This window comes from Floridaenema aerugineum BLCC-F46 (genome assembly GCF_041929345.1).
GTDB classification, from domain to species: Bacteria; Cyanobacteriota; Cyanobacteriia; order Cyanobacteriales; family Aerosakkonemataceae; genus Floridanema; species Floridanema aerugineum.
Genome location: NZ_JBHFNQ010000033.1, coordinates 1 through 3,508, shown reverse-complemented (window position 1 = coordinate 3,508; position 3,508 = coordinate 1). Strand labels below are relative to the sequence as shown.

General features: G+C 39.5%; 4 protein-coding genes and 1 pseudogene. 2 read left to right on the top strand and 3 right to left on the bottom strand.

The genetic code is table 11. The features are described from left to right. Positions 1 to 109: 109 nt before the first annotated feature. The gene (locus tag ACE1CC_RS03710; RefSeq protein WP_459563793.1) at positions 110 to 454 is read right to left on the bottom strand and encodes a transposase; all 345 of its coding nucleotides are present in this window, start codon (positions 452 to 454) and stop codon (positions 110 to 112) included. Between the two features lie 151 nt (positions 455 to 605). Here ACE1CC_RS03710 and ACE1CC_RS03705 point away from each other — a divergent pair, with 151 nt between their 5' ends. Together ACE1CC_RS03705 and ACE1CC_RS03700 are read left to right on the top strand one after the other, a co-directional pair. Further along, positions 606 to 752: a hypothetical protein gene (locus ACE1CC_RS03705; protein WP_413269122.1), complete on the top strand. Its 147-nt coding sequence runs from the start codon at positions 606 to 608 to the stop codon at positions 750 to 752. Between the two features lie 12 nt (positions 753 to 764). Further along, positions 765 to 2,075: pseudogene (locus ACE1CC_RS03700) on the top strand (transposase); the annotation flags it as partial. Position 2,076: 1 nt separating this feature from the next. Here the strand turns inward: ACE1CC_RS03700 and cas3 are convergent. Further along, positions 2,077 to 2,760 carry a CRISPR-associated helicase Cas3' gene (cas3, locus tag ACE1CC_RS03695; RefSeq protein WP_413269121.1) on the bottom strand — a complete coding sequence of 228 codons (684 nt, stop codon included), beginning with the start codon at positions 2,758 to 2,760 and terminating at the stop codon, positions 2,077 to 2,079. After that, positions 2,747 to 3,364, bottom strand: a complete 618-nt coding sequence (locus tag ACE1CC_RS03690; RefSeq protein ID WP_413269124.1) for a DEAD/DEAH box helicase — start codon at positions 3,362 to 3,364, stop codon at positions 2,747 to 2,749. The genes cas3 and ACE1CC_RS03690 overlap by 14 nt, the downstream gene beginning before the upstream one ends. Positions 3,365 to 3,508 lie beyond the last annotated feature (144 nt).

The window sequence follows — 3,508 nt, the reverse complement described above, 5'->3', positions numbered from 1 at the left end:
TTGGACTTTGGACAAAGAAGAAAAGCATTTCGCGATAAATGAACGCGAAATAATTTATTATTTAAAAAGCTTTAATGTCAAAACGTGAGGTTAGAAATTTAGGAACTAATCAATCAAGCTTATCGGGAATAATTTCACTTTCACCGTCATAATACAAGTCAATTAAACTGTTAGTTAAAGAATTAATAGTCCGTTCAAGTTCATCAATTTGATTACGTCTAACCACTTGGATTACTGCGGTGATATGTTCCTCGCTACCAGCCCGTCCTAAATGTTTATATTTACTCTTCTTTTGGGGATCTTTTGCTTGCTCAAAAATTGGTTCGGTCGCTTGTAATTTATAATACCAATAAATTTTCTGTTGTCTGACCTGATAACGAGCTACATAGCAACCCTTGGGAGCCACTTCACCTTCATCATAAATTTGTTGAATTTTAACTTTTAAAGCCGCGATAGTAGCAGTTAAACGCTCTGCTCTTTTAGCGCTTGTTGGGAGCCAGCTTCTGCTTAGAGTGTTTCATAACTAGAGAGAAAAGAAATGTATAATTAAATGGTAAAATACTTCGCGACTATTGTTAACAAAAACTCTCTTTTACCATTTTTTGATGCCTACCATATCCTGTGAAGACCAACTCGCTCAATTTCAGCAATTTCGCCAAGATGTTTACGCTAACTTCCCGCTTAATCGTGACAGTGTGATGGATTTATTGGATGCTATGACGGGAAATATCACGGCTCAAACTCCAGTATAATTATGCGAGCATCCTTCGTTCCGTCGAGGTTATAGTGCTTTATATAAAGCGATTAGACAATTTTTTGTACCGAGTAGCCCCAACACAGCAGTTGCCGAAAGAAAACAACTTCAAAAATCTCTACTTAAAACGCTTTCTCCAATAATTAAAGCACCAACTAAGCGAAATTTTCATTTATTTGGTTTGGACACAACCCCTATCCCACGACCGTTTTCCCCTACATTACCTGACCGGACATACATCCATCAACCAAACACTATTAAAGGTAATAAACCGATTAATATCGGGCATCAGTACTCTTTATTATCATTTCTACCAGAGTCAGAAGGAATTCAAAATATCCCTTGGTCAATTCCTTTAAGCACCCAACGAGTCAGATCTAATACTAACAGTATAGCGGTGGGAGTAGACCAGGTAGATACAACACTCCATGATTGTCCCGCCTTTGAAAAAGAACAATTATCTGTGCTGGTAGCTGATAGCTATTATTCCCAACGTCAATTTCTGGATGCACTATCATCTCAATCAAATTTAGTACTAATTACGAGAGTACGTAGCAATCGAGTTTTTTACCGTCAACCATCCATCAATGAAGAAACTAATTCCGGTCGGGGGCACCGCCGTTGGTATGGTGAACGGTTTGATTTAAAAGATGAAATTACTTGGCATCAACCTGATGAAACAGTACAAACAAATTTCACTACTCGTCGTAGGCGTAGTCTGCAATTAAACATCTCTGCTTGGCATCAAATGTTGATGCGGGGAACCAAAGATTATCCGATGCACAAACATCCTTTTACTTTATTACAGGTGCAAGTTACTGATGAATTTGGACAGCAATTATGGCATCCGATGTGGTTAATTATGCTTGGTCAACGGCGAAATGAATTAACTATTATGGACTGCTATCTCTCGTACCGACAACGATTCGATATGGAACATACTTTACGTTTCAGTAAACAACGTTTGTTGATGAATTCTTTTCAAACCCCAGTTGTAGAGCATGAAGAAAACTGGGTACAATTGACGCAGCTGGCTTATATCCAATTATGGGCGGCTAGAAATTTGGTGGAAGTCCTACCTCGCCCTTGGGAAAAATCTTATCACAAAAAAACTCATCATTCTGTAACGCCTAGTTTAGTGCAAAGAGATTTCTACCGAATTATTCGCACCATTGGTACTCCGGCTGTTTCTCCCAAACCCCGTGGTTTTTCGATTGGGCGGTTACAAGGTGATTCCAAAGAGAAAAGAAAACGACATCCTGTGGTCAAAAAGACTAAAAAGATGAAAAAGAACCCTTATACAACACAGACTGCTGCTTAAATCAGCCCAATTCTTTATTATTAATGATAATCACTTCGCGTAGTAACGTCGCGAAACAACTTTTCTTTTGTCCAAAGTCCAATTCTAAAACTTGCCATGTTAACTCACAAAGTTCTCGATCGTAAGGCAAAAAGCTTTTTTTCTGTTCTGTTGGTTCTTCTGCCAAATCGCGCTCGCCTAATTCCCCATTTTCGGAATTAATCTCAATACTCCAATAAACGCAAACTTCACCTTTTTCTCCTTTAAATCTGGCACACCTTCCGGCTCTTTGCAATAGTGAATTCATCGGACATAACTCTGTGTGCATGATTTCACAAGTGATATTAAGTCCGGCTTCTATTACCTGAGTAGCTATTAAAATATGACAATAACTATCAGCTTGCCATTGCTCAGAGAACACAGCTTTAATATCAGCTTCTTTTTGGGCGCGATGTTCTGGCAGAAAGCGAGAATGAAGTAAGGTAATTTTTAAGTTACCTTCAAAATTCAGTGTATCTAAATCTCGAAATAAACCTTGTGCTTGCGATACAGTGTTACAAATAACAATAACTCGCTGACGCTGATTTTGTTGGATGTCATCGAGGATAACGTCTGCTGTTAAAGGAGTGGCTATGACTCTAAAAGTGCGGTGACGGTTGCCTTCAATCGCAGCTAAATCTGTTTGGCTAACTTCAATAATTTCCACGAACTATTACCTCTTTAATTTGCTGAGATAGTTCATCAGTTAAGGTGGCAGTCATTAATAAGAATGGTGTAATTCCTTTGACTTGTTGTAAGACTTTCAAGACAGTGGTAAATGAGCGTTCTGGATCTAGTAAGTGCAATTCGTCAAAGACTAGATAAGAGGCAAAGATTGCTCCAGCATTGACGTTAGCAGAACCGCGACCTACAGAATAAGGAATGTTGAGAAAACTGCTTAACATTTGGTCGATCGTACAGAAGATTATATCGCCTTCAAAACGTGGGTCTTCTGGGTTTTCTCCGGTTTGCAATGTGACTATTAAAGGTCGAGGTAAAGGATAGTGTTTTGACCAATTTTGAACGAGAATTTCTGTTCTTTGACGCAAGCTGTTGGCGAGGGTGCGTAAAGGGACGACGTAGATTAGTTTGTTGGGGAAGTTCAGTTGTAGGGGTTTGGCGAAGAGGAAGGGTGCGATCGCTGTTTCTGTCTTTCCCGAACCTGTAGGAGCACGAAGTAAGATGTCTTGACGGTTGAGGAGTTTCTCAATTGTTTGGAGTTGGAATTGACGGGGAGGGAAGTTGGTGAGTGTGTGGAAAAACTGGTTAATTTCACCTGACGGGGTGACAACTATGGCTAAAAGGTAGACCGGATAAGCATCTCGGCTCTTCGACCTCGCTGATAATAAGGTCGTTTATGTGGACTTAATGACATTAATTGAGCAGTTTGTTCATTCAATAAAGTCAAAGATTCC